This window comes from Hydrogenoanaerobacterium saccharovorans (assembly GCF_003814745.1).
In the GTDB taxonomy this organism is placed as follows: Bacteria; Bacillota; Clostridia; order Oscillospirales; family Ruminococcaceae; genus Hydrogenoanaerobacterium; species Hydrogenoanaerobacterium saccharovorans.
The window spans coordinates 1,517,282-1,537,811 of sequence record NZ_RKRD01000001.1; the positions used below are offsets into that span (position 1 = coordinate 1,517,282).

Annotated in this window: 18 protein-coding genes, 1 riboswitch and 1 other annotated feature; of the genes, 6 read left to right on the forward strand and 12 right to left on the reverse strand. The window is 40.5% G+C overall.

Features of this window, described 5'->3' with window-relative positions; translation table 11 throughout:
- Positions 1-9: 9 nt before the first annotated feature.
- Both leuC and EDD70_RS07120 read right to left on the reverse strand, forming a co-directional pair.
- Complete coding sequence (leuC, locus tag EDD70_RS07115; RefSeq protein WP_092751566.1) at positions 10-1,269, reverse strand: 3-isopropylmalate dehydratase large subunit; 1,260 nt, start codon at positions 1,267-1,269, stop codon at positions 10-12.
- 16 nt (positions 1,270-1,285) lie between these two features.
- A complete protein-coding gene (locus EDD70_RS07120) occupies positions 1,286-2,965 on the reverse strand; it encodes a 2-isopropylmalate synthase (protein WP_092751564.1) in 1,680 nt (559 codons plus the stop codon).
- Between the two features lie 61 nt (positions 2,966-3,026).
- Positions 3,027-3,286, reverse strand: a binding site (T-box leader).
- Between the two features lie 366 nt (positions 3,287-3,652).
- Between EDD70_RS07120 and nth the strand changes: the two genes are divergently transcribed.
- Positions 3,653-4,294 (forward strand): endonuclease III, encoded by a 642-nt coding sequence (nth, locus tag EDD70_RS07125; protein ID WP_092751562.1) that lies wholly within the window; start codon positions 3,653-3,655, stop codon positions 4,292-4,294.
- A 32-nt stretch (positions 4,295-4,326) separates the two neighbouring features.
- Positions 4,327-4,437, forward strand: a riboswitch (TPP riboswitch).
- 91 nt (positions 4,438-4,528) lie between these two features.
- Entirely contained in the window at positions 4,529-5,101 is a 573-nt protein-coding gene (gene thiT, locus EDD70_RS07130) for an energy-coupled thiamine transporter ThiT (protein WP_092751560.1), read from the forward strand.
- 70 nt (positions 5,102-5,171) lie between these two features.
- On the opposite strand, the gene EDD70_RS07135 is transcribed toward thiT, so the two are convergent.
- From EDD70_RS07135 to EDD70_RS07150, 4 genes are all read right to left on the reverse strand, one after another.
- Positions 5,172-7,211, reverse strand: coding sequence for a DUF5107 domain-containing protein (locus EDD70_RS07135; RefSeq protein WP_162840780.1), 2,040 nt, complete (start codon positions 7,209-7,211; stop codon positions 5,172-5,174).
- 127 nt (positions 7,212-7,338) lie between these two features.
- Positions 7,339-8,211: a carbohydrate ABC transporter permease gene (locus tag EDD70_RS07140; protein WP_092751556.1), complete on the reverse strand. Its 873-nt coding sequence runs from the start codon at positions 8,209-8,211 to the stop codon at positions 7,339-7,341.
- Positions 8,212-8,227: 16 nt separating this feature from the next.
- Positions 8,228-9,136 (reverse strand): carbohydrate ABC transporter permease, encoded by a 909-nt coding sequence (locus EDD70_RS07145; RefSeq protein WP_092751554.1) that lies wholly within the window; start codon positions 9,134-9,136, stop codon positions 8,228-8,230.
- Positions 9,137-9,234: 98 nt separating this feature from the next.
- Complete coding sequence (locus EDD70_RS07150) at positions 9,235-10,518, reverse strand: ABC transporter substrate-binding protein (RefSeq protein WP_242943069.1); 1,284 nt, start codon at positions 10,516-10,518, stop codon at positions 9,235-9,237.
- A 331-nt stretch (positions 10,519-10,849) separates the two neighbouring features.
- On the opposite strand from EDD70_RS07150, the gene EDD70_RS07155 reads away from it, so the two are divergent.
- From EDD70_RS07155 to EDD70_RS07165, 3 genes are all read left to right on the forward strand, one after another.
- Positions 10,850-11,770 carry a helix-turn-helix domain-containing protein gene (locus EDD70_RS07155; protein ID WP_092751552.1) on the forward strand — a complete coding sequence of 307 codons (921 nt, stop codon included), beginning with the start codon at positions 10,850-10,852 and terminating at the stop codon, positions 11,768-11,770.
- Between the two features lie 309 nt (positions 11,771-12,079).
- Positions 12,080-13,006, forward strand: coding sequence for a nucleotidyltransferase family protein (locus EDD70_RS07160; protein ID WP_092751550.1), 927 nt, complete (start codon positions 12,080-12,082; stop codon positions 13,004-13,006).
- Positions 13,003-14,115 (forward strand): phosphotransferase enzyme family protein, encoded by a 1,113-nt coding sequence (locus EDD70_RS07165; protein WP_341465108.1) that lies wholly within the window; start codon positions 13,003-13,005, stop codon positions 14,113-14,115. The genes EDD70_RS07160 and EDD70_RS07165 overlap by 4 nt, the downstream gene beginning before the upstream one ends.
- Before the next feature lie 52 nt (positions 14,116-14,167).
- On the opposite strand, the gene EDD70_RS07170 is transcribed toward EDD70_RS07165, so the two are convergent.
- The 4 genes from EDD70_RS07170 to spoVG form a co-directional block, all read right to left on the reverse strand.
- Positions 14,168-15,574 (reverse strand): lipopolysaccharide biosynthesis protein, encoded by a 1,407-nt coding sequence (locus tag EDD70_RS07170; RefSeq protein ID WP_092751546.1) that lies wholly within the window; start codon positions 15,572-15,574, stop codon positions 14,168-14,170.
- A gap of 217 nt (positions 15,575-15,791) precedes the next feature.
- Positions 15,792-16,364 carry a dipicolinate synthase subunit B gene (locus tag EDD70_RS07175; RefSeq protein ID WP_092751544.1) on the reverse strand — a complete coding sequence of 191 codons (573 nt, stop codon included), beginning with the start codon at positions 16,362-16,364 and terminating at the stop codon, positions 15,792-15,794.
- Entirely contained in the window at positions 16,351-17,250 is a 900-nt protein-coding gene (gene dpsA, locus EDD70_RS07180; RefSeq protein WP_162840779.1) for a dipicolinate synthase subunit DpsA, read from the reverse strand. Before dpsA ends, EDD70_RS07175 begins: the two co-directional genes overlap by 14 nt.
- A gap of 96 nt (positions 17,251-17,346) precedes the next feature.
- Entirely contained in the window at positions 17,347-17,634 is a 288-nt protein-coding gene (spoVG, locus tag EDD70_RS07185) for a septation regulator SpoVG (protein ID WP_092751540.1), read from the reverse strand.
- A 217-nt stretch (positions 17,635-17,851) separates the two neighbouring features.
- Between spoVG and murC the strand changes: the two genes are divergently transcribed.
- A complete protein-coding gene (murC, locus tag EDD70_RS07190; protein WP_092751538.1) occupies positions 17,852-19,234 on the forward strand; it encodes a UDP-N-acetylmuramate--L-alanine ligase in 1,383 nt (460 codons plus the stop codon).
- Between the two features lie 62 nt (positions 19,235-19,296).
- Here murC and EDD70_RS07195 read toward each other — a convergent pair whose 3' ends face one another.
- Together EDD70_RS07195 and EDD70_RS07200 are read right to left on the reverse strand one after the other, a co-directional pair.
- Positions 19,297-19,671, reverse strand: a complete 375-nt coding sequence (locus EDD70_RS07195; RefSeq protein ID WP_092751536.1) for a type II toxin-antitoxin system PemK/MazF family toxin — start codon at positions 19,669-19,671, stop codon at positions 19,297-19,299.
- A 299-nt stretch (positions 19,672-19,970) separates the two neighbouring features.
- Complete coding sequence (locus EDD70_RS07200; RefSeq protein WP_092751534.1) at positions 19,971-20,513, reverse strand: hypothetical protein; 543 nt, start codon at positions 20,511-20,513, stop codon at positions 19,971-19,973.
- Positions 20,514-20,530 lie beyond the last annotated feature (17 nt).

Genomic DNA, 20,530 nt, shown 5'->3' on the forward strand with positions numbered 1-20,530 from the left:
CCCTCCTTTTTACAACAAATCGGGTGTACAGATGCTGCCGCGCACTGCGGACGCAGCAGCAACGGCAGGAGATGCCAAATACACTTCGGAAGCAACGTGCCCCATGCGCCCTATAAAATTGCGGTTCGTCGTGGCAACTGTTCGTTCGCCTGCCGCCATGATACCCATATGTCCACCGAGACAAGGGCCGCAGGTTGGCGTTGATACTGCACATCCAGCTTTAATAAAGGTTTCGAGATATCCGGCTTTCATTGCATCAAGATATATCTGCTGTGTGGCAGGGATTATAATTGTGCGCACATTTTTGGCAACACGACGGTTTTTAAGAATAGCCGCAGCGATTGCAAGATCACTGAACCTGCCGTTGGTACACGAACCAATGATTACCTGATCAATTTTTATATCGGTGGCATCTTTCGCAGGGCGGGCATTCTCGGGTAAATGCGGAAATGCAACCGTTGGCTCAATAGCGGAGAGATCGATTGTATACGTTTTATCGTATATTGCATCCAAATCTGCAGAGTAAACTCTATACGGACGCTTTACCCTATCTTTCATATAAGCTTGAGTACTTTCATCTACCGGAAAAATACCGTTTTTTGCACCTGCTTCAATCGCCATATTCGCAATGGTAAAACGGTCATCCATAGAAAGATACCGAATACCCTCACCGGTAAATTCCATCGATTTATAAAGCGCACCGTCTACACCAATTTTACCGATGATATAAAGAATAATATCCTTGCCGCTTACCCATTCTCTAGGCTTTCCTGTCAGTTCAAATTTGATAGCGGCGGGCACTTTAAACCAGCATTTTCCGGTTGCCATAGCTGCAGCCATATCGGTAGAACCAAAACCCGTAGAAAACGCGCCCAAAGCACCATAGGTACAGGTATGGCTGTCGGCACCTACAATCAATTCACCTGCTGCCACAATCCCCTGCTCGGGCAATAAAGCATGTTCAATGCCCATTGTCCCTACATCATAAAAATGCTCGATATTATTTTTGTTTGCAAAATCACGGCACGTAGCGCAAAGTTCCGCCGCTTTGATATCTTTACTCGGGGTAAAATGGTCGAGTACAATCGAAATTTTATCTTTATTAAAAACTTCACCGCAATGGTAAGCTTCATACTCGCGAATTGCTACAGGTGTTGTAATATCGTTACCGAGCACCATATCAACGTCGGCATAAATCAGCTCGCCCGCAGCTACCTGAGAAAGACCTGCCTTATCTGCCAATATTTTTTGACTCATTGTCATTCCCATTTATATCAACTCTTTCTTATGATGTTTTATCAACAAGACACAGACCTGCACGATTGATTGCACTGACCAATGCATTAACCGATGCAGTCATAATATCATCGTGAACGCCTGCGCCCCAACTAACTTTTTTACCGCAGCTGACGCTTACGTATGCAACCGCGCGGGAGTTTGTGCCGCGCTCAAGTGCATGTTCTTCGTAGGTAAGCAGCGAAAAATCCATATTAAGGTTGTTTTTCAAAGCGTTTGCAACAGCGTCCAAACGTCCGTTACCGTTGCTGGTAAATTCTTTGACCTCATCGCCCACTTTAGCAGTTACAACAGCATAGATACCGTTTTTTTGTATAAAATGGACTTCTGTAACGTCAATAGGAGTAAAGAAGTTGAGATACTGCTCTTTAAAGATTTGATGCACTTCATGCGGGCTGAGCTCTTTATGCTGATGGTCGGAGATACCCTTAACAGTGTAACCAAAATCTTCTCGCATTTTTGCAGGCAGCCGGTAGCCGTATTTCTGTTCAAGAATATAACCGATACCGCCTTTGCCGGACTGGCTGTTGATACGAATAACATCGGTTTCGTATTCTCTGCCGACATCCTTGGGGTCGATTGGCAGATAAGGAACTGTCCATGTTTTGCAACCCTTTTCCTCATGCCACTGCATCCCTTTTGCAATTGCGTCTTGATGTGAGCCTGAAAACGCTGCGAACACCAATGCACCTGAATATGGCTGACGGTCGTAAACTTTCATTCCCGTTACTTTTTCATACAGTTCGATGACTTCAGGAAGATTCTCGAAATTCAACTGCGGGTCGACACCCTGTGAATACATATTCAGTGCAAGAGTGACGATATCAACGTTCCCGGTACGTTCTCCATTGCCGAACAAGGTGCCTTCAACCCTATCTGCACCTGCAATCAACCCCATTTCAGCATCTGCAACCGCACAGCCTCTGTCATTATGAGGATGCAATGAGACGATGATATTATCGCGATAGCTCAAATGGTTGCACATATATTCCACTTGATTTGCGTAGACATGAGGCATAGAATGAGATACGGTAACAGGCAGATTGATAATAACTTTTTTCTCTTTTGTGGGTTTCCAAACATCCAAAACCGCATTGCAAATTTCGAGAGCGAACTCTGTCTCTGTACCGGTAAAGCTTTCGGGCGAGTACTCAAAAAAATATGGGTTTGGGGCTTTTTCAGAGTATTCTTGCAGCATTTTTGCACCGCTTACCGCTATATCGATGATTTCTTTTTTGGATTTTTTGAAGACCTGTTCGCGCTGTGCAACCGAAGTAGAATTGTACAAATGCACAATTGCATTTTTTGCACCTTTTAATGCGGCAAAGGTTTTTTCTATGATATGCGGACGTGACTGGGTAAGCACTTGAATCGTAACGTCATCCGGAATTAAGTCTTGCTCGATGAGTGCGCGGCAAAACTCATATTCTGTATCGGATGCAGCCGGAAAACCAATTTCCACTTCTTTAAATCCAACTTTATTAACCAAAAATTGAAAAAACTCCAGTTTTTCTTCAAGGCTCATCGGTACAATCAGCGACTGATTGCCATCGCGCAAGTCTACGCTGCACCAAGTTGGTGCTTTATCGATATAATCTTTCTCAATCCATCTCACTGAAGTTTGGGGAGGCACAAAATAAGCACGGCTGTACTTTTCAACGTTTTTCATATCATAAAAGCTCCTTTCAAAATTTACATTAAAAATAAAAAACCTCCGTCTCTTTCTTAAAAAAAGAGACGGAAGTTAAAAATTCCGCGGTACCACTCTCGTTGATGCATATGCATCCGCTTTGTTCACATCTGCAACACAAGCTGTTGCTTGCTCATTGGAAATGCTATCTCTGTTAACGATGAGATTTACCGTTCACGCCTACTTAAATTCGGGTGACAGCTCAGGGGCGAGTTATATACAATTTTCGTATCGTTTTACACCAACCAACGACTCTCTGAAACTGAAACATTGCATTTTGTTCCCCATCCACGCTTTTGAAATATGATATTGCAAATACTATAACCCGAAAAAAATAATTTGTCAACACTTTAATATAAAAAAGTTTTATCACTTTAAAGCAAGATTGCAAGCACTTGCAAAAAGACTACTTTTGCAGTATAATTTAACAATACTTGATAATCATTTATAAATTACAAAATATTGAGATAATCTAGTATGAACTATCGGTTTCTTCAATGTAAAGTAAATTAGCTTTACATTGAATGCAGAATAGTTTTAAAGGTCTTAGTTGATTTTCACGATAGCAAGAACCATTAAAGCTAGTATGACAGGGATTAATGAGCATATTACTGATTTTTATTGATTATATGTAAAGTTATGTCGCTTTACACAGGAGGTTATGCAATGACACCATTACAAAACAGGACACTACAAATTATTGAACGTTTTAAACAAGAATACCCCGATGCAGTTTGTTCGCTAGATTATGTTGATGCATTGCAGCTGTTGATATCTACACGCTTGGCAGCCCAATGCACCGATGCACGGGTAAACCTTGTTACACCTACCCTATTTGAAAAATATCCGGATGCACAAGCGTTTGCAAATGCCGAAGTAGCGGATGTAGAGGAAATCATCAAGTCTTGCGGATTGTATAAAACCAAAGCAAGAGATTTGATTGCAACCGGAAAAATGTTGGTTGAAGATTTTGGTGGTGTGGTACCGGATAATATGGAGGACTTGTTGAAGCTGCCCGGAATTGGAAGAAAAACCGCCAACCTTGTACTGGGTGACGTATTTGGCAAGCCTGCTGTAGTATGCGATACCCATTGCATCCGTTTGACTAATTTGATGGGTTTAACTGTGGGTAAAGACCCTTATAAATGTGAAATGCAGCTGCGTGAATTACTGCCGCCCGAAGAAAGCAATGACTTTTGCCACCGCACTGTATTACACGGCAGAGCTGTATGCAAAGCCCGTAATCCACAATGCAAAATATGCTGTGTACGCGACCTTTGTGACTACGGTTGCCAAAACAACGCTTGACACCGCAACAACCGCCGTGTATACTAGAAACGAAAAGAATACAGGGGTGCTGATGAAAAATCGGCTGAGAGTAACGCTGTTGTGTTTCAACCCTTGAACCTGATCCAGATAATGCTGGCGTAGGTAGTGATTAAAATATTAATTGCTAACACCATTTGGCATTACGCTAGATGGTGTTTTTTCCTGTGTTCTTTTTAAATTAAAGTGTTATTTGACACAGGAGGATTAGGACTTATGACTCAAACTAAAAAGACCCGCATTATGGCGGAATGTGCCGTTATGGTAGCAATGTCTGCCGTATTGCAGATGATTCCGTTTATTAAATTTCCCCAAGGCGGTACTGTAACCCTTGCAAGCATGGTGCCCATTGTATTTATTGCGCTGCGACATGGTGTAAAATGGGGCTTGCTTACGTCGTTTGTAGGTAGCCTTGTACAGATGTTACTTGGCGGAATTAATCCTCCGCCCACAGAAACATTCTTCTGGTTTACAATGGTTGTTTTACTGGACTATGTAATTGCATACACTGTTTTAGGACTGGCTCCGTTTTTTGCAAAGCCTTTTCGCAACCAGCTTGTGGGAGCAGGTGTAGGGGCATTTTCTGTTACTTTGTTGCGTTATATATGCCATATCATCTCAGGCATTTTAATTTGGCATGTATATGCGCCCGAGGGTCAGCCTGTTTGGCTATATTCCATTAGCTATAACGGCAGCTATATGATACCTGAAATGATCATTACTGTTATTGTAGTAGTTCTTCTTTGGAAGTTTGTTGCTATGCGTGCATTGAAAAATCGACATGTATAGTTTATATTTTGAAGATAAATTATTTAACAAAAAACGGTCTTTCACAATATTGTGAAAGACCGTTTTTTATTTATATTTTTTTAGGCGGAGTGGCTTGAAAATCGAGATTATAAGGAGGTTCCAGTGTTTGTTTTACCTCATCGATAAGAGACTTATAATCAGCGATACCGCGCTGTTCTGCCAAAATAACCGCCTGACGCTGATACCATAGATCAATTAACATACTTTCACCCTCGCGCACAATTGCAAAAGTATCGGCAAACTGCGCCTCCAAAAAGCTCCATTGCTGCAAAGCAAAAGCTGTTTCGGCAGCGTAAATGCGCATACGTTCTTCGGTTTTTAATGCACCCGGCAAATCATTGTAGAATTTCCATGCTTGTTCATACTTGCCCGCTGTGTTGAAGATAGAAAGATACTCCTCGGCAAAAGCACGATGTTGAGTCGCTCCTCCTAACTCAATGGCTTTAGCAATATAATCACAAGCCTTCTCCAGTTGATTTTGCTGCAACATTGCCTGAGCTAGGCAGCGATATGCAAGCGCAGTAGGACGTAATTCAATCGAACGCAAAAATGCTTCAATCCCCTGCTCAGACATATCATTTTCATAAAGCATTACGCCAAGATAGAGATACATTGTAGCATTCTGATTTTTAGGGTTTTGCAGTGAAGCTTTAAGTAAATCTAGCCAGCAAACATCTGTAATCCAAGATACAGGCAGTTCGTCTGCTTCAAGCGGCTCAATCTTACCCTGCTCCAGCAGCGATAACCAGGGCTGCTGTTCATCGCCGAGAGTGCACTCTGGGAACAGCATTCCTTTAGGGATTATAGCAGGGGCTCTTTTCGCTTCCAACGCTCCCCAGCCTCTGCCATAATGTAATAGCTCATCCGGTACTATAGAAATCAGCTTATCATATTTTTTATCTAAATCTAGTAGCTTATCGGCAGACAAAGACTGTTCAACACAGCTGTAGATGTAATCGCATGACTTGTTCCACTCGTCATTAGCAAGTTTAGTATCTACTTGTAAGCCGCCAAATACCTGTGTAAAACTGCATCGTTCACCTGCAGCAATATCTTCACCATGTACTTGTGTAGGTGAAAGACCGCTTTGAATTTCGAGATAATCTCCGCCGACTTCATCAGACAGAAATTGCTTCCAGTGATTACCGCCGCGGTGATTACCCCAGCAGAACATCTTACGGTAACGCAAACGTTCTGTAGAACGCTCCCAAAATGCAGTACCGTCATTGTAAGCAGCTGCCTCCCAAGTATAGTTTAGCTGTGCCGGGTTTTGAAAGAAATACTCATTGGAATAAGGTAAATTCTTGGGGTAACTTGCATCAAGACCGTTTAATGTTTCAAGAAACGGCATTTCTCCATGACCAAAACCATGAACAGAATCTTGAGACAGCTGTGTTTCTGGCTTGATGTAGATAACTTCTTTACTGCCTGAGAAAATACGGACATCACGGTTTTCTTCAACGGCGATGTTTGTCCACCAATATAGCGGAACAGGCTCTTGTTTGCTGTTTTGAATGCTAACATGCGCAGAAAGATAATTGGTGTTTTCAGGTAAATGAAAATCAATCTGTAAAAACAGACATTTTTGGCGTTCAAATTCATACATTCGCAAAAATTCATTGCCTTCATCATCGGTACAGCGGGCAAAATAAACAGGCTCACATGTAAGACAAGTATGACCGTATTGCCCCAAATTCCACTCAATACCTCCAGAAAACCATGCATTACGAATACTTAAATTTGCAATGCGAAAGACAGGATTGCGAAACATCAGTTCCCGTTCCTCAACTTTATCGTAAAGCGACCATAGGCGCCCACCAAAATCGGGTAGAAAAGTTGCTTTAAGGCAGTTATTTTCTAGAATAATGACATTTAAATCCGTTTCGTTCAAATCTCTTTTGTAATGATCTTGCATTTTATAAGGCAGAACACGAAAACCGGTTTCATAGCCAAATCCAGTTAATTCACTTTCGAGAAGCCCTGCATTCAATAGCTGTTTATTGTGGTTCCTGTGGCGAAAATATGGCAGTGGATTTTCTTCTTTCAATTTTGCCGCCGGTATACGCATAACGGTTTGATAAATTTTCAAGGCTGATTCCTCCATCATTTGTTTTTTAAAAGAGCCCGTACCGGCATGGCACGGACTCTCCCTGTGCAATATTTAGTTAAGCAGGCACTAAATTGAGTTTGTTATTGCTATCATACTTAGATAGACATTAACCTTTAATAGCGCCGCCTGTAACACCTGCAATAATTTTTTCGGACAAGAAGATGTATAAAATAAATGTGGGAAGAAATACAATAACAACGGCAGCAAACATACCACCCCAATCCCCTGTGTAGCGCATTGATTGAATCATAGAATACAAACCAACCGCGACGGGACGTGTCTGAGGTGAATTTGCAAAAATAAGTGAAATAAAATACTCATTCCAAATCGTAATAAAGTTAAAGATAGTAACGGTAATGATGCCAGGTTGAGCAAGAGGCAACATAATTTTCCAGAATGTTTTCATCGGGCTGCACCCGTCAATTGCAGCAGCTTCTTCAAATGAGACCGATAGATTTCGGAAAAAGGTAGTTAAGAAGAATATTGTAAATGGCACATTAATGGAAACATATAGGAAAATTAAAAGAACCCTAGAATTGGTAAGTTGCATAGCAGTTACCAAAGCAAACAGAGGCATAATGATCATAATGGATGGGATACCTAGTGCAGTTGCGAACATATTTTGCAACAACCCATTTAACTTAAACCGAAAACGGCTAAGCACATATGCCGCAGGTGCCGAAATTATAATCACCAAGGTGCAAGAAACCAATGTATAAAGCAAAGAGTTTGTAAAATAATTGGAGACTTTATGCGTTTTCCAAGCTTTTAAATAGTTTTCGGGATGAAAACCGGTTGCAAACTTAAATAAATTACCGTCAAAAATTTCACGCGTTGTTGAAAAGGATGCGAGGACAATCCAACCGATAAGTACAAATGTGAACAGCACCCACAAAGAAACTATCAAATACCCAGGTGCAAGCTGCAGTTCTTTTTTCCAATTGAACGGCTGCTTGATTTTATTTTTATTTTTAGCCATAGTTTTATCCCCCTTTCTACAGTTCAACATCATCATTTTTGACGATACGCTGGGTTGCAAAAAACACTGCTACTACAATTAGAACCATAATAACACCAATTGCAGCACCCGCACCCGAGTCACGTTTGGTGATAGCTGCAGAGCTAGAACCGAACACCAACTCATACATGTAAGACATTGGTGTAACGGTGCTTACACTTAGGTTAACAGGCGAGAATAATTGACTCCATACAAAGAAAGCAACCGTGCTTACTGTCCAAAGCACTATATTGGTACGAATAACACCTTTGAGCAGCGGAAGTGTTATTTTGAAAAAGCGTTTGAATACATTTGCTCCCTCAATTGTTGCTGCCTCATAGAAATCTACAGGGATTCGCTCGATACCGCTCATAAAAATGAGCATATGATACCCGACCATGCCAAAGCAATATGCAATAAGCATGCTCCAAAACAGCATTTCAGGCCCGGTCCACAAAGTTGCAGCCGTTTTTTCCATACCCAAAAAAGAAAATACTTCGTGGAAAAGACCAAAGTCAGGATTATATACATAGTTAATCCACATTGTTCCCATTGCTACCGCAGAAACAACATTGGGCAGATAGATTGCCGAACGGAAAAAGCTTTTACCACGGATACCACTTGTGAGAATGACTGCAAAAAGCAATGCAAGAAGCATGACGGAAATACCGCCTACCAGCCATATTCTTGCGATGTTCCCCATTGAATTTAAAAACAGTGGGGTGTTTAGAAGTGTCTTAAAATTTCCTAACCCGTTAAAACTCCATGTTGTAACTGAATCTGTTACACCCTCTACCTTGAAAAAACTCATAATGAGCGTTCGAATGGTAGGATACAGGAATACCAAAGCATAGGTAAGCACTGCCGGGGTGAGAAAAGCAACTATCATCGTCTTGTTCTTTTTCATAAGAACCCCCCTAGATTCCTTACTTATTAGAAAGCGGCGGCAGCGTAAAAACGGTGCCGCCGCTTTCTATGTGCATAAATCAATGCTAAATACAATAGTTATTTTTTCATAGCTTCTGCAAAGCCCTGAGCATCCAGTTTTCCGTTGATTAAAAGCGCAAAGTTCGTTTTGATTTTGGCGTTAATGTCGGGATTGTTTTCCATACCGACAGCCCAAGGCATACGTTTGGTAGTGCTATCCAAAACTGCTTTCGCATCTGCAAGCTGATCGGGCCATTTAGATTCGTTACCCATTGGTACGCCAACAGAATTCTCTGCCAATTTGGCATCCCACTCACCTGTAGTCAGCCAAACAATCAGATCAAACGCTTCTTGTGGGTGTTTTGAGTTTTTATTAATGCCAAAGCATTGAGCACCAAAGTTGTTCGCTTCAGGGCCGTCACCGGCTTCGGCAACTGCAGGATATGCAAAAGAGCCCCATTTAAAGTCTGCAGGTGCAGAATCTTTAATTTCATTCGGCAGCCAAGTACCGTTTAGATACATAGCAACAGAGCCGTTTGCAATTTCTTGCTGACCTGCAGGATAGATATTTGCAGCGGCATTTTTAGATATATAGCCTTTTTGAGCCATTTCCTGCCACTGTTTACCAAATTCAAGAACAGCAGGATTGCTGAAGTCATTTTTCTCGACAATCTTTAAGGTTTCATCTAAACCAATCAGACGATCCATATGGTAGCCCATCAGTGCAGCCATGTATGCATCATCAACAGTGATAGCGGTTTTACCGGTCTTTTTAATCTTTTCACATGCATCCAAAAATTCTGTCCAATTCTTGGGTACAGAAGTGATACCAGCCTCCGCAAAGATATCTTTATTGTACATTACAATAAAGGTAGACGGTTGGTAAGGAATTGTAGAAAGTTTTCCGTTAGGACCTAACGAACGTGCAAGGTCAACAAGTGTTTTGCTTACAACGTCTGTAAATGGTTTGCCGCCTGTTGCTTCGTAGGATTTTGCAGCCATTTCTTCAACATCAAGCAGGTAATTGCCCCAAACATCATTTACACGTTCAACGTCTTCGTCAAACAAATCGATGGCTGTACCTCCATCCAATGCAGGCTGAAGGGTTTTACGGATGTCGCGGCCATTCCAGTTAACTTCAACTTCTACACCTGTTTTGTTGGAATACGCTTTGATAGCTTCGGAGAGGGTCTGCCCTTGAGGCTCGGTTTCGTTCCACATTGACCAATAAACTAGTTTTACTTTTTCACCGGCAGGTGACGTTGCATTGCCATTGGAAGATGTGGATTTTCCCGCACAGCCTGAAAACAGCATTGCTGCAACCAGAACCAGACACATGAATGACATAAATCTTTTTTTCATTTCATAAATCCTCCTAGTATTTCTTCATTATGCTAAGGCCTCCGCCTTAAAGTACAAATTTAAACTATTTGCCACACATAATTCTTTTTCTATTGTTTGCTGTTACTCTACATTCTTATTCTATCTTTTCTTGCCAAATAATGATTTATCATTTTTTGTATTAATTTTGCACAATATACTTCGTATGTAATCAAATAATTATGTAAAAATAATTGCATTCAAATTAATTTTAGTATAAAATAATAGTATTAGCATAACTTTATTGTACTTCTTTCATAAACTTTGTATTTCACATGGAGAATTGTGCAAAATAACATAAGGCGGTGTAATAATGGGTTATGTCAGTACATTTTTAAATAAAGAAATCAATATTGATTATCTGGTAACCGTACATTATTTTGAATATACCAGCGACTACTTTTTCACCGGCGAAGTTCATAATTTTTGGGAGTTTATGTATGTAGACAAAGGCGAGGTTGAAGTAACTGCAGGCGAAAGCTGTTATCTGCTAAGAAAGGGCGACATTATTTTTCATAAACCAATGGAGTTTCACAATTTGTGGGCAAATGGTGTGATAGCGCCAAACCTAGTAGTGGTAGCATTTAAATGCGATTCCCCCGCCATGAAGTATTTCGAGGATAAGATTTTACGTGTCAGCGACTCAGAACGTGACCTTTTAGCAAAAATTGTTGAAGAGGCAAATCAGACATTCTCTTCTCCATTAAATGACCCTAATCTACGCGCATTGGAAAAAAGCGAAAAAGGACAGTTTGCCTCAGAGCAAGTTATTAAGCTGAGTTTAGAACTTATGCTACTGCAATTGGTTCGCAAAAACGATGTACCTCAAACAAATATCAAAATAACTTCATCTATACGTGAAAGAGAAGGACAAGATGTTTTTGCACGCGTGCAATATTATTTGGAAGAAAATATTGATAAACAAATTACTCTTGATGATGTTTGCCGCGACAACTTGTTAGGCAGAAGTTATTTACAAAAAATCTTTCGTGAAAAAACCGGCGGCGGAGTAATGGACTATTTTGGTAAAATGAAAATATCTGCCGCTAAGCAGGCTATAAGAGAAGGCACTCGTAACTTTACCGGTATTGCAAATGATCTCGGCTACAGCTCTATCCACTACTTTTCACGTCACTTTAAAAAGGTTACCGGCATGACTCCAACTGAGTACGCCTCATCGGTAAAAATACGGGCAGAAAGCCCAAAAAGCTACCCTGTCTTAATGAAAAAATAATACATATGACGCAGTCTTTATTCTGACAAAACAGAAAAAGGCTGCGTTTTATTTTACACATTAAAGATAAAAGATTTTGATGTTTGTTGTATTTTTGTGCAAATATTATGAGCAATCGGACATTTAATTAAACAAGAGTATGGGATAGAATAATAGATAGACAGGTGTGCAGCTGTACACCGAGGCTTATGTTGTTACTCTACAAAAATAACAACAAATCTACTCTTCAACCGAAAAATTCTTAATGCATGCTGATGCGTTTTTGTAGCAAAAATCCGAAACTCGTATCTAGAAATGGGGATGTACTTTATGAAAGAACCTATACTGGTGGTGATGGCTGCAGGAATGGGAAGCAGATATGGCGGCCTCAAACAGATAGATCCTGTAGGATCAAACGGAGAAATTATCATTGATTTTTCACTTTTTGATGCTCGAAATGCAGGTTTTAAAAAAGTAATATTTATCATTAAAAAATCAATTGAAGATGATTTTAAAAAAATTATTGGCAACAGGATTTCTAAAGTTATGGACGTTCGCTACGCTTATCAAGAGGTGGATGCCCTTCCAAACGGTTACACTGTACCTAACGGCAGAGAAAAACCTTGGGGCACAGGACATGCAATTTTATGCTGCAAAGAGTTAATTGATGCACCGTTTGCAGTTATTAATGCAGACGACTATTATGGTAAGGATGCTTTTAAGCTGATTTATGATTTCTTGCTGAACAGCAAAGATGATGAGCTCTACCGCTATGCAATGGTTGGTTACACTTTAGAAAACACTTTAACCGATTACGGCCATGTTGCACGCGGCGTATGTGTTACAAATACCCAAGGTTATCTTGAGGCCATACATGAACGCACACATATTGAAAAACGAGAGCAAGGTGCACAGTACACCGAAGACGGGAAAAATTGGGTTACGATCCCTGAAGGCAGTACCGTTTCGATGAATTTGTGGGGATTCTCACCAAGTATACTGAATGCACTTGAAGATGGCTTCCCTGCTTTTTTGGATAAAGCAATAGCGGAAAACCCTTTGAAATCTGAGTATTTTCTGCCTACAATGGTAGATAATTTAATTGTGGGCGGTAAAGCAACGGTTAAAGTGCTAAAATCGTCTGACCGTTGGTACGGAGTTACCTATCGTGAAGATAAGCCAGTAGTAGTAAATGCAATCAAAAAAATGAGAGAAAACGGGATTTATCCCGAAAAGCTATGGGGGGATTTCACTTGAAGCCAATTACAGAACAGCATTTACGGTGTGTGGTAGATTGTTTTTCTGTCGAGGGAGAATTTGCCGGCGCACTTCCCTACGGCAGCGGGCATATTAATGACACTTTCGCCGCATATTATCAGCTGGCAGACGGTACCTCGAAACGATACATTTTACAGCGAATTAACACCCATGTTTTTAAAGACCCAAAAGCAGTTATGGAAAATGTAATCGGTGTTACACATTATCTTGGCAAAGAGATTGTAAAAGCGGGCGGAGACCCAATACGTGAAACGCTCAATCTCATAGCGACTAAAAACGGTGAATATTACCATGTGGATGAAGATGGCGGATTTTGGCGTATGTATATATTTATTGAGGATACCACCACTTATCAGATGGTAAAAAATGCAGCAGATTTTTATAATTCTGCACGCGCATTCGGCAAATTTCAGTTACTTTTGGCAGACTACCCTGCTGCAACCTTGCATGAAACTATTCCTTTATTTCATAATACGGTCGACCGTGTTCGGCAATTTAAAGAAGCTTTAGCAGCTAATGCTACAGGCAGAGCAAACGACGTTTGTGATGAAATTGAATTTGTGTTAGCACGCGAAGCAGATACGCACGTGTTGGTAGACCAATTAGCCGATGGCAAACTGCCGCTGCGCGTTACTCATAACGATACCAAACTAAACAATGTGCTGATAGATAATGCAACCGGAGAAGGTATTTGCATTATAGACCTTGATACGGTTATGCCCGGGCTTTCTCTCTACGATTTTGGTGATTCTATTCGTTTTGGGGCAACTACGGCAGCCGAAGATGAACCTGATTTAAGCAAAGTAAATTTTGATATCTCGCTGTTTGAGGCTTATACTAAGGGGTATTTAGAGGTAGCGGGAAAAGTACTTACCGCCAACGAAATTCAAAACTTGCCCATGGGTGCAAAGCTGATGACACTGGAATGCGGTATGCGATTTTTAGCCGACCACATTGCAGGTGATACCTACTTTAAAATTCATCGCGAAGGACATAATCTTGACCGTGCGAGAACACAATTTAAACTGGTTGCTGATATGGAACAGCAATGGGATGAGATGCATAAAGTGGTAAAAAAATATATATAATAAAAAACGAAAAACCGATTGTAACAAATCGGTTTTTCGTTTTTTATTGTGGTTATTGAGCACGTTTCAGATGTTGTCCTACAATTTTCTGCAAAGCAACCAGAATAGCACCCAAATTGGTAATTATCATAATCACAGTCAAACCAATTTCATACCAAATCCAATAAGGGATTTCATTAATCAAAATCAGACTCTGTATCATCAGCATAGAAGTGTTAAAGAGCATTTTAAATACGTTCCAACGAATTTTAATGTATTTGCGTGTATGCACTGCACGGAGAAGAAACACGACAAAGTAACTTATAAAAGTTGCAAATGCACCACCGTTTACACCGTAACGCGGGATAAGGATAAGATTTAAACATATATTGATACCAGCACCGATCGCGGTAGTTGCCAATGCAAAAACGCTCTTTTTTTCTGTCATATAAACTGTGCCGAGAAAGGTAACCATACACGAAAAAGTTGTTGCCATAACGAGAAATGGGATATACTCCCATGAAGCATAAAATGCATCGGACACAAGCAGTTTAGTGATTAATTTAGCGAACAAAATCAACCCAGAACCTGCGGTAAATAAAAGTGACTGATAAGTACGAAACACCTTTGTAAAAAAGCGTTCACGTGCCAGCTGTGTTTGTTCGGTAAAAGCAGATATCTGCCAAGCATCAATAAAGATGGTTGAAATAAGATTTACAATCGTCGGCACTTTGTACGATACTGCAAACAGTCCATTTGCTTCACTGCCAAGAACATGCGACACAATATATCTGTCGGATACATTCATAATCCACCAAAACATGGTAGTGGGTATAAGCGGTATACAGTAACGCAGCATTGATGACACCGTTAAGCGGCTGATGCCTTTAAAACGGATATAGCGATAGAGTTTAGCGGAAGTAAACAAGAATATGACAGAAAGAAAATCTGCTGTAAAAATTGCCATTACGTAACCGACAATACCCCATTGAAAAACCACCAAGTATAAAATATTAAATATAATTGTGGTAATCGTACTGAGAACACCATCAAACGCATACAACCGTACGTATCCTTTTGCACGGGTAAACTGTGAACACAACGAACGCATACATGCCATAAACACAAACAAATAAATCAAAATAGTATGCTGCGACATATACGGCACTTTGGCAAGCAGAGGCTGAAACAAGACCAATGCCGTAAAGCCACAAAGAATGGTTATGAAACCAGTTGAAAACACATCGCTTTTACTGGTCGAATCATCAAGCCCGAATCGCACTACCGCATTAATAATACCTACAGAAACAATAGGTATCAGCAGGTTCCCCGTTTGAATAATCAAATCAACAACGCCATAATCGGCGTTATTCAGCACACGAGTATAAAGGGGCATTAAAAGAAAGACTAATACCTTTGAGCTAAAGGTACCAATTGCAAAAATCATTGTATTTGAAATGAGTTTTTTGTATTTATCCACGCTATAGTTCTCCTGATTATAATCGTTATCTATTTATTATACCGCTTTTCGGTGAAAAATGGTATCTGTTTTATCAATTCTTTATATGTTGTACGAAATTAAATGTAATAAATCATTTATATAAAACAAAAACCACCCATTTTAAATAATGGGTGGTTTTTGTTATAATATTTTAACCCCTAAAACAATTGTTTTTTGGGGATTTACCGGAGGAAGACTATTTTATCAGGGGCTGTACTTGAACATTTTTTAATGCAAACTCTAAAGTATGCTCAATTAGGTTAAAATCAGCAATCAATGAGGTGGGCTTTTTCGAATAGTCGTCTTGACCGTAGGGTACAAAATAAATGTTGCGCGCATTTAACAGTTGACCGACATTGCGCGCTGAGGCGCCTAAGCCGTCGTTTGTTGAAATTGCAATAACTACGGGGCGTGCATTACGCAAATGAGCCTTACATGCCATCGTGACCGAACTATCTGTAACGCCATTAGCTAGTTTGCCCAGTGTGTTGCCTGTACAAGGCGCAATAACCAATGCATCCAGCATTGCTTTCGGTCCTATTGGTTCTACTTCGGTTATAGTGCTCATCACTTTTTTACCGCACATGTTCTCAATTTTATCAATAAAGTCTTTTGCTTTACCAAAGCGTGTATCGGTGGAATAAGCAAACTCACTCATAATAGGATATACATCATAATCTGCATCTATCAGTCGCTGTATTTGTGGTAACACGTTTGAAAAGGTACAGAATGAGCCGCATAGAGCAAAGCCAACTTTAATTTGGTCCAATAGTAATCCCCCTCTCTGCCAAAATGTTTAATACCGTATCTTTTATCATTTCACCGGCAGAAATGGGCGCAACCTTACCCGGTAAAGAAAGGGCCCAGATTGTTTTTATCTGAAGATTTTTTGCCATTTCGAAATCTACGCCGCCCGGTTTACTGGCAAGATCTATAACGAGACAGTCGTGGCTTAAACTTGACAAAATCTCTTCATCAAGAATCATTGCAGGCACTGTGTTAAACAGAATATCAACTTGACTAGTATAATCTTTAATTTTTGAAATGGGTATCGCGACACATCCGTTTATCTTTGCCCAAGCGAGGTCACTGTGCTTTCTGGCTGCAACAATTACCCTTGCCCCCATGGCAAGCAGCATGCGGGCAAGCACTTTAGAAATTCTACCATAACCGGTAATCATGCAAGTGCTGCCAAAAATTGTGCTGGAACGCTCCCTCATGGCTATCGCAACAGCACCTTCAGAAGTAGGCACTGCGTTTAAAACGGCAAGCTCTTCTCTTTCAAGATAGTCAATTAAAGTAAGCCCTAATTGCTCACCCTTGGTCTGCATATCAATATCAATCATTCCGCCAAGAATAAGTGCGCCTTTTTTAGCAGAAGACAACACTTCGCGTACCGATATCTTATGTTCTGAAAACGGCGCATTTACCGTGACTTTATCTGTTGTTACAGGCAGCGGCAAAATAATAACGTCGCTGGTACCTATAACCTTTTTTGCGTTTTCTCCAAGTTGGACTTCGTCCCCCAAATAGACGTCTTTTTCCAAACAGAGTGCTGAAACCGCAAATCCGTCTTGTGCAAGTTTGTTTGCAAGATGAGCCTGACGCAAATCTCCGCCGATAACTGCTATTTGTAATGCTTTATCATGTATCATGAGAATAACCCCCATAGGATATCTCTATACCGCGCTCTGTTATACAGTGCGATATACCATATCCTATGAGGGTTAAGGGCAATGGGTTCCTATTGTTTAAAGCATCCCGGCGGCATTTTGCTGCTGCGCTTGTATGTGAGTTTGATAAGCTTCAAGAATAGCGTCTTCAAGCTGATGCCGGGCTTCAGGCGTGATAGGGTGCGCAATATCTCTAAACACGCCGTTATCGTCTTTGCGGCTTGGCATTGCTACAAAAAGGCGTTCCGGTCCTTCTATCACCTTGATATCATGCACTGCAAGATCATGATCTACTGTAACCGAAACCAAAGCTTTCAGCCGTGTATCCTGATAGGTTCTTCTAATTCTGATGTCCGTAATGTTCATAATATGACTACTCCTTTGTTGTGATGTGGGTATGCTAGAAACCGCATTCGCTATCCTTATTATTTTTCAAAAAACTCGATGTTATACAATTTGATACAAATATTGTAAGAAAGTTGTTTATTTTATGAACCGTTTGACCTATAATAGAGTAGTATAATTAGGGTAATCTATTAATAATTATCGCTTTTAATGAAAATATAGGTCAGGAGTGCATACTATGACAATTATTGATGAAAACATTCTTGAGGGTAAAAAGCATGTACATTTTATCGGCATCGGCGGATCTGGCATGTTTCCGTTGGTGCAAATTTTACATGCAGAAGGTTACTACATTACAGGCTCAGACAATAATGAAACAGATACAGTAAACTACGAGCGAGAGGTATTAGGTATCCCTGTTACTATCGGACAATATGCGCAAAATATTGAGGGAGCCGATTTAATTGTGTACACCTCCGCTATCCTTAAAGATAACGAAGAACTGGTTGCTGCTTTATCTTCAGGAGTACCATGTTTGGAACGTTCGCAGCTTCTTGGGCTCATTACAGGCAAATACAGCAATTGCATTTGTGTAAGCGGTACACACGGTAAAACAACCACCTCCGCTATGCTTACACAAATTGTGTTGGGCGCAGGATTGGACCCAACTGCTGTTATTGGCGGAAAACTGCCTGTAATTCATGGCAGCGGTCGGGTTGGCAAGTCTGATGTGATGGTATGTGAGGCATGTGAGTTCTGTGACCACTTTTTAATGCTCAATCCCGACATTTCCATTATCTTAAATATTGATGCAGATCATTTGGATTATTTTGGTACTTTGGATAATATTATTGCTTCTTTTCGTAAGTTTGCGCAGAAGACAACCAAACTCCTGATTGTAAACGGCGACAATAGTAACTCAATGAAAGCAGTAGAAGGACTAGACAAGCAACTGATTACATTTGGTTGGGAACCTATAAACGACTATTACCCTGCCAACATTCGTTATAATAAAGGCATCCACACAGAGTTTGATTTGATGTACCACGGAGAGCTTGTACAGCACATTGAACTAAAGGTACCCGGTAAACATAATATCCTAAACGCTACAGCTGCTTGCGCCGCTGCACTCTATGTAGGCGCCAAACCATGTGACCTGCACGAGCATCTTTGGGAATTTGGTGGCGCCGGGCGACGCTTTCAAGTAATGGGGAAAGTACGCGGTATTACCATTGTAGATGACTATGCACATCACCCGGCGGAACTGGAAGTTACGCTTCGCACAGCGAAGGAGATGGATTTTAACAAAGTTTGGGCGGTTTTTCAGCCTTTCACCTATTCGCGTACAGCACTGCTGCTTGATGATTTTGTAAGAGTTCTTTCTATTGCAGACAGAGTTGTCATGTCAGAAATTATGGGCAGCCGCGAGGTAAACACCTACAACATATACACCAAGGATTTGGCAGATAAAATAGACGGAAGTGTTTGGTATAATACTTTTGAGGAAATGGCAGATTATGTGATGAGCCATGCCGAAGATGGAGATTTGGTTATTACACTGGGTTGCGGTGATATAAATAAATGTGCTAAAATGATGGTTGAGGATTATGCTTTGAAATAAGCCTTCACAGGTATTCGCACCAAAAAAGGACACTTGCGTGTCCTTTTTTGTTACGGTTATGCCTATGTAGGCTGATGGTGGTTGTTGTCCTCAACACCCAATCCAAAGCTAACGGATAATGCTTTATCTACTTTTGTCATTGAGCCTCCGTCTAACTTGCCCATCCGCTCTTTTAAACGGCGCTTGTCTATGGTTCGTATCTGTTCTAAAAGCACTACCGAGTCACGCGCAAGCCCGCAGTTCTGACTTTCAAGCGGAATATGGGTTGGAAGCTTTGATTTTTCTTTTTGGCTAGTAATCGCAGCTGCAATAACAGTGGGGCTGTATTTGTTACCCACATCGTTTTGCACTATTAATACAGGACGCACACCGCCCTGCTCTGAGCCAACAACCGGGCTCAGGTCGGCATAGTAGATATCTCCACGTTTAACGGTCATCATAATCACTCCGAAATTTTTAACTTTGTTGATATTATTGTTGTCAGCAGCATCATCGATTAATCGCTGTTATAATTGTTTTTATAAAATTTTTATTTGTACATAGCTGTGCTTGCGTAAAGCTTCTAATTCATTGTATTAATTTGCACACGTTTATGACAACAACGCAAATTGCTTGATTGATGTGTTTTTCGTTGTTGACTGTAAAACAATACAAAAAACCCCGCAGATTAATAAATCTACGGGGTAAAAAATTTTATAGGTAAATTGACACAATAATGTTAATTTATTTTTGGTGTTTATTGTGCTATAAAAACAAAGTTTGAAAATTCCGCTTCAAATTCATCGGATGGCACAGATAATCGAATAAGATTGCCGTTTTTCGGGTCGATACGCAAAATAAACTCGGCGTTGTTTTCTTCCATTTCGCCTTTCAACAGCAACACATCATCTTTGTACTGTACACGTACCCCATCTTTTTGTGTAGCGGAATCGATAGCGGAAACCAACAATTTGCTTACTGCAGAGCCCGGCAAAGAGCTGGGCTTAAAGCTTGTATGAAGCTTTTTATAGTCTATTTTTACTTTATCAACAGTAAATTCAATTGCCATATCTTTAAGCGTCTCAGGGCTGTCAAACGTAATTTTACAATACCCCGGCGCCTGCTTGGCAATCTTTGCAGTGGCATCAATATCTTTGTATTTAATTGCAACAGTGCTCTCAAAAGGCTTTGTAAGCTCATCTGTAATATTCGATTTTGGCATATTCTGTTTTTTTGAGCAGCCTGTAAACGAAGCTGCTACAATAAATACAGTTATCAGTACGGCTATTATCTTTTTCATAATATCCCCCTTAACGG